This window comes from Labrys sp. WJW (assembly GCF_001676615.1).
Lineage (GTDB): Bacteria > Pseudomonadota > Alphaproteobacteria > Rhizobiales > Labraceae > Labrys > Labrys sedimenti.
The window spans coordinates 88,780-94,779 of sequence record NZ_LYXZ01000012.1; the positions used below are offsets into that span (position 1 = coordinate 88,780).

At 60.1% G+C, this 6,000-nt stretch carries 8 protein-coding genes and 2 tRNA genes; 5 read left to right on the forward strand and 5 right to left on the reverse strand.

Annotation, left to right across the window (positions count from 1 at the left end; genetic code table 11):
* Positions 1-216: 216 nt before the first annotated feature.
* Complete coding sequence (locus BA190_RS07710) at positions 217-1,530, reverse strand: TolC family outer membrane protein (RefSeq protein WP_245314612.1); 1,314 nt, start codon at positions 1,528-1,530, stop codon at positions 217-219.
* Between the two features lie 252 nt (positions 1,531-1,782).
* Positions 1,783-2,439: a protein-L-isoaspartate O-methyltransferase gene (locus tag BA190_RS07715; RefSeq protein ID WP_068284909.1), complete on the reverse strand. Its 657-nt coding sequence runs from the start codon at positions 2,437-2,439 to the stop codon at positions 1,783-1,785.
* Between the two features lie 215 nt (positions 2,440-2,654).
* Between BA190_RS07715 and BA190_RS07720 the strand changes: the two genes are divergently transcribed.
* The 3 genes from BA190_RS07720 to BA190_RS07725 all read left to right on the forward strand — a co-directional run bounded on the left by BA190_RS07720 (position 2,655) and on the right by BA190_RS07725 (position 3,482).
* Positions 2,655-2,728: transfer RNA gene (locus tag BA190_RS07720), tRNA-Cys, on the forward strand.
* Positions 2,695-2,997, forward strand: coding sequence for a hypothetical protein (locus tag BA190_RS35145; RefSeq protein WP_082979548.1), 303 nt, complete (start codon positions 2,695-2,697; stop codon positions 2,995-2,997). The genes BA190_RS07720 and BA190_RS35145 overlap by 34 nt, the downstream gene beginning before the upstream one ends.
* 242 nt (positions 2,998-3,239) lie before the next feature.
* Positions 3,240-3,482 carry a type II toxin-antitoxin system HicB family antitoxin gene (locus BA190_RS07725; RefSeq protein WP_068284914.1) on the forward strand — a complete coding sequence of 81 codons (243 nt, stop codon included), beginning with the start codon at positions 3,240-3,242 and terminating at the stop codon, positions 3,480-3,482.
* Between the two features lie 239 nt (positions 3,483-3,721).
* On the opposite strand, the gene BA190_RS35755 is transcribed toward BA190_RS07725, so the two are convergent.
* On the reverse strand, positions 3,722-3,859 hold the full coding sequence (locus tag BA190_RS35755) for a hypothetical protein (protein WP_156771399.1): 138 nt from the start codon (positions 3,857-3,859) through the stop codon (positions 3,722-3,724).
* A gap of 378 nt (positions 3,860-4,237) precedes the next feature.
* Positions 4,238-4,495, reverse strand: coding sequence for a hypothetical protein (locus tag BA190_RS07730; protein ID WP_068284915.1), 258 nt, complete (start codon positions 4,493-4,495; stop codon positions 4,238-4,240).
* Between the two features lie 334 nt (positions 4,496-4,829).
* Here BA190_RS07730 and BA190_RS07735 point away from each other — a divergent pair, with 334 nt between their 5' ends.
* Complete coding sequence (locus BA190_RS07735) at positions 4,830-5,234, forward strand: hypothetical protein (protein ID WP_068284919.1); 405 nt, start codon at positions 4,830-4,832, stop codon at positions 5,232-5,234.
* 13 nt (positions 5,235-5,247) lie between these two features.
* Here the strand turns inward: BA190_RS07735 and BA190_RS07740 are convergent, their stop codons facing one another.
* Entirely contained in the window at positions 5,248-5,517 is a 270-nt protein-coding gene (locus tag BA190_RS07740) for a hypothetical protein (protein ID WP_068284923.1), read from the reverse strand.
* A gap of 157 nt (positions 5,518-5,674) precedes the next feature.
* Between BA190_RS07740 and BA190_RS07745 the strand changes: the two genes are divergently transcribed.
* Positions 5,675-5,750, forward strand: a tRNA-Asn gene (locus BA190_RS07745).
* The last annotated feature ends 250 nt before the right edge of the window (positions 5,751-6,000 follow it).

Sequence of the window (6,000 nt, forward strand, 5' to 3'; positions counted from 1 at the left end):
TCCACATCGAGCGCGCCGTGCCCCGATGGCGCGCTGGAGCAAAGTGCAATGTCTTCGAATCGCGCTTTGCGCCGGTTCCTCGTTTCGAGTTGTGCTGGCGATTCTCGGCGAGTCCATCCAAGCGCGAAACGGCATGGTGGCACTTCAAGCAAGAACGCCCTCCGATCGCAAGGATACGGAGGGCGTTGCCGTCATCTTCCTGTGGGCAGGCGCCGCTTAGCGCCCATCCGGGATGTCGGTGCCGATCCACTTGTCACGCACCTGATCGTAATGCGTGGTGGGATCGTAGCGGGCAACCTTGAGGCCGAGCGCCGCGGCGTTGAGCTTGCCGACGGTCGACAGCACGGTATAGGCGGCCACGATCTGGTCGCGCTGCGCCTGGATCAGGCTGGCCCGTGCCTGCAGCAGCAATTGCTGCTGCTGCAGCACGTCGAAGGTGGTGCGCTGGCCGACCTTGGCTTCCTCACGCACGCCGGCGAGGGCCACACCCTGCGCATTGACGGCAGCCTGGAAGGCCTGGATTTCGCCACGGGCGCCGTCCAGGGAGCCCCAGGCCTGAATCACGTTGGAGCGTACCAATTCGCGGTTGACGTCGACCTGGATACGCGCCTGGCCGAGCAGTTCCTTGGCTTGGCGGATCTTGGAATAGTCGCCGCCGCCCGAATAGATCGGCACGGTGAGGAAGGCGCCGATCGCGGCTGAAGTGCCCATCTTCGCGCCTGATGGCTCATAATTGTGTGAGATCGTGCCTTGGGCGTTCAGGCTGGGGTAGAGTGCGCCCTCGGCGACCTTCACCTGCATGGCGGCCTGATCGACGGCATGAAGCGCGGCCGTGATACCGGGGTGATTGGCAAGCCCGGCCTGGATTGCGGCGTTCTGGTTCCTCGGCAGCGAGCGCGGTACCTTGACCGGCTGCAGTTTCTTGGGCTGGGAGCCGATGATCTGCCGATAGATGGCAACCGACGATTTGAGCTGCGCATCGGCGGCGACCCGCTGTGACTGCGCGCTCGCCAAACTGGAATTGGCCTGCTCGACGTCGGTCCGCGTCACTTCGCCGACATTGAAGCGGTCCTTGGTCTGTTTGAGCTGCTCCTCGAGCACCTCGACATTGTTCTTCTGCAGATTGAGCAGAGCCGCGTCGCGCAACACATTCATATAGGCCGTTACGCCGTTGAGGAGTACCGACTGCTCGGTGTCACGCAACGTTTCGCGCTGGCTGAGCACGCCCGATTCGGCAGCACGCACTGAATTTGCAGTCTGGAAGCCGTTAAACAGATTCTGCGTTACCGTGATGTCGGCGCCGCGCGGAAATCGGGTGTCGTTGGACCGCCTCCCCTGCAGAGACTTGGTGAAATCCCGTTCGGCGCTGATGCTCGCCGAAGCCGAAACGTTCGGCCTGTAACCACTGAGTGCCTGCGAGACAGTTTCATCGTTGGCCCGCGTGCCAGCACGCTGGGCATTCAAGGTTGGGTTGGCCGCATAGGCTTGGGCAAGGGCCGATTGCAGCGATTGAGCCTGCGCTCCGCCCATGAAGAAAACAAGCGAAGCACTTGCAGCCAATAACGAAAAAACGCTTACAGTTTTCATGACTCGACCCGACCCAAATCAAAAGAAGCGGACAAACCGCCATATTTTTTAAAAAAATAGCCTGTCAGGCAGCTTTCACCAACAACTGATTTCGGCTGCCCAGAGATAAATCCGAGGTTGACGCAAAAAAGAGACAGTGAACCCCGGGTTCGGTTAATTAGTGGTTAATTTTCTCCTAAGGTGCTGTTTTGATGATCAGAATGAGAAGGCGGGGGCCTTGGCGAAGGCTGCCAGGGCCGGCACGGAGGCGTCGAAGGCGATGCGGCCGGTATGGTCCGACCCGACCTTGACGAACACGGTGGCGCGTCCAGGTCGGCCGCGACCGACCACGGCGACGAGGCGACCACCCTCCTTGAGCGAGGCGAACAAGGAGGGAGGAATTTCTTCGGCGGCGCCTTCGATCAGGATCACATCATAAGGCCCAGATCTGGCTACCCCTTGATCGAGCGGGCCAGTGACCACCGTCACATTGGGGTAGGAAGCCAGCGCGGTCTTTGCCGAAGCGGCAAGCCCCTCATCGCTCTCCAGCGCCACCACTTTCTCGGCGAGTTCCGCGAGAATCGCGGCCGAATAGCCGGACGCCGTGCCGATATCGAGTACGGTGTCGGTGGATTTGATGCCCGCAGCCTGGACGAGCTTGGCCAGATACATCGGCTGAATGAGATAGCGCTGGCCGGCCTCGCCCCCAACTGCCAGATCGGCATCGAGATAGGCCAAGGGCTGCTTGGAGACCGGCACGAAAGTCTCGCGGGGAACGGCAAGGAAGGCATCCACGACGCGCGCCTCGGTCACGTCATTGGTGCGAATCTGGCAATCCACCATGGTGCGGCGCGCTTGGATGAAGTCGGTCATCGCTCGATATCTCTGTTTGTCACAGCGTTGTTTGCGGCATGGCCTCGCAAAAGGCAAGAAGGCTGGCCTTGCTGCGAGGTGGGAGGCTTCAGTTTTACAGCCCGCAACCCGCATTCACGGAAATATTGCTTCGGCTGAGAAAACCGGTTGAACGCGTGAGGCTTGCTTGTTATAGCGCCTGCCTCCGCTTTGTCCTGCACAGCGCGACAATGGATGGCCACGTGGCGGAGTGGTTACGCAGAGGACTGCAAATCCTTGCACCCCGGTTCGATTCCGGGCGTGGCCTCCAATTTTTCTGATACATCGGACGTCCTGATTGGGCTGCTGGCGACAGCGGCGGCGGAATGGATGCGTCCGTTGTTCGCTTTCACCCTGCACCGGTTCGGCATGATGCTCGCGGTTCAGGCGATTCTCGCCCACTTCCCTTTCTTCCTCACGGCACGAGATTTCCCTGAGATCGGCCAGGGCCTTCCTTGGAAGAAAACAGGAGGCCCGGAGGGCAGATTTGCAGGATCGTCTCCCGGGCCTCCCTGCTCGATCAGCCGGGGCTCCGGCTGAGAGCGTCTGAAGCCTAGGACGCACCGGGGCGTCCGGCAATTTGGCTATGGGGCTTACCCCTCAATGACCATGCGATACGGTTTGTGTGCGAAGGGCGGCCGTTTTCGGCGCCCGCGGCGGCAAGGGCACGATCGATTCGCGATCTCCCTTCATCGCAAGGACGCGGTATCGAGTAATGCTGCGCCTGCTGACATCCAAATGACGCCCACGCGCGATATGGTGCGTTTGCTAGTGGGGGCGACATGGGCGATCTGGAATACCCAATTCTGGTCGAGCCGCGGTCCGTTGCGGATGGGGGCGGGTTCGCCGCAATCGTCCCTGATCTTCCCGGCTGTGTGAGCAATGGCGAAACACCTGAGGGCGCGGTCGCCAAGGCGCAGGACGCAATCCAGGCCTGGATCGAGAATTCACGCAGGCTTGGCCGTGCCATTCCCAGGCCATCGCGCCACCATGTGGCGATTTGGGCGGCTCTCAAGACAGCTTAGCTGGGAGCGTGATGTCCAGGGTTGATCGCAAGGAACGGTGATCAGTAATCGCCGTCGTCATCGCCATTGTTGTAATCGGGGCGCTGATAGCGACGATCGTAACCTGACTGATCATCCTCATATCGGTAATACCGGCGCGGGCGCTGATAGTTCTCGCTATAGGGGTCCTGACCGGGGTGTCTCTTGAGGTAGCGGCTCGGCTTGCAGACGCCATGGCTGGTGACCTTATAGCCGGGCGGTCAAGGTGGATAATATTGCACCTGCACGGCTGGCGACGCATTGGGGGCGGCCAAGGGGGCCGATATTGCAGCACCGGCAGCCGATGAAAAAACGATGCCTGCACTCGCCAGCATGCCGACGAGAACCGATCGGGACATGGCGTATCTCCTTGCTATTCTTCGCGTAAAAGTAGTGGGGACGAGCTGAATGCCGCCTGAATGACAAGCATAGCGTGGCGACGAGTTTTCCCGCGCGGCTTGCCACGGCTCAGGCAACCTGAAACGACTGGAAATATCCCAGGCCGTTGCTGTTCCCTGCTCCATTGCGCCTTTCGAGCGCCGACGAGATCGCTCTCGTACCTGAAAGCGAGGCATTGTCATCGTCGGTTGTCGGGGGCACCGAGCAATGACACCTGCCGATCCCGACGCAGCATAGCGTGATTCTCGTGGCGTCCATGCGTCGCAAAGGGACTTCCAACGGCAAATCCAAACGGCCGGAGTTGTCGGTCCCGGAAGAAGGCAGAAAGGATCCGCCCTTCAGCGGATGACGCAGTACAGCGGCACTTTCAGCGTGCTCGCGATGAAATGGAGGCAGTGGTTTCGCATCACCTGCGTATCGTCATCCACCATCTGAGCCCGAATGGCCGCTCCTGCGGATCGGGCCACGCGCTGCTTGAAATCCTGGTCGGTTTCTTCAAGTGCCCGGGCCATTGCCCCGAGCAAAGCGTACAGGCTCTCGATCTCGACCTGTAGCGCCTGTGCCTTTTGTTGCAGCGCGCTGAAGTCATCCACCATCGGATACCTCCCCTTTTTTTATCATTAGGCGACCACGCTCGTGATCGGCGCGTGATAGCCAGGCACCTCAAGCAAGAGAGACGAACCGGTGGCAGCCTGCTTCTGTGGTGGCAGGTAAGAGCCCTCGCAAGCCTGATGCAGCATGATACCGCCATTTCCGCTTTGCGTCATGCCAAACACCCGTTGGTGCGCCATGATTCCATGGACGGGATGCTGTCAGGGGACCTTGGATGAGAGTCTGTTAACGCAAGCCGGTCCATTGATTGCGACCGTCGGCCTTCCGGCCGGCCGCCGTTTGAATCGACCGGCGCGGCCAGCCAAGGGAATACGGTGCATGACGGATGCCAATGACAGCTACTATCCGCTCGGTCGAGATCGAGCTGCCAACGACGTCGACCGCCAGCGGGAGTGGCTGGCGCATAACCGCGGCACACCAGGCATGCCGACACGGCGCGATCTCGATCTGCTCGAGGCGAGCGAACTGGAAATCAAGATCTGCCCCTGCCATCCGACGCCGGATCAGCCGTACGCCCTCTATCTGGAAGTGTTTGCCTTCGAACTCTTCCTCGGCCAGATCAAACTGGCCGATTTTCTTGCTCGCGCCTGTGCGGTCGAGGGGAATGAGGACCTCGAGCAGATTCCCCGCCGGGATCGGTTGGCTGCCCTGAAGGAACTTCAACGGGTCGTCAATCGCCTGGTCGCCATCGAGGAAACGCGCGTGGTGGCCGGTAACGCTTGAAGCGCGGACGGAATCAGCGATCCTCTACCGGGCGTGTCTGGCGCCGGCGCCCCCACCAGACTGCGAGCTTGCGACGGTGGCGCCGCACCAGCGCGATGTCGATCGACAGAATCAGCAGGCCGAGCGGAATCATCCAGAAGCCCAGAATCGGCAGGAAGCCCAGAAAGCCGCCGATCACCAGCAGAACACCCAGAATCACTCGCAGGCTTCGCGAGGCTGGCAGATGAAAATGTCGTCCGGCGAGTTTCACCTTCGGACGATTGATCTGTTCATTGGGTGCCAAAAAGCCCTCCAGACGGTCAAAACCGGACCTTTGATCCGGTTGTGTTCCCTTACCCTTAGATATTAATCCGAAAAGAAGATGCAATGAGGGCAGGATAGGTCTTGGCAAGTGAGATTCTTGGAGCTATACACCCGCTCCACCGGGGGACACCCTCTGTTCCGCGATAGCTCAGCCGGTAGAGCAAGCGACTGTTAATCGCTGGGTCGCAGGTTCGAGTCCTGCTCGCGGAGCCATTCTCCTTATCACCTGAAATTCGGTTCTATTGTGCGGCATGGCCGGGCGCATCGCCTATTGGCGATTGATCCTTCGCTGCCTCCGTCTTTTCAGGTGTTGTGTTCTGGCCGGACTTGCAGTGCTCATCGATGCCCGGAGGGTATCCGGCTAAAGCGTTTTGCGATTTGGTGGAATCACCAAGAATCGCAAAGACGCGTCGAACCAAAGAGTTAGAGCAATGCAGCGTTTCCGTCTAAACGCGCTTTGCTC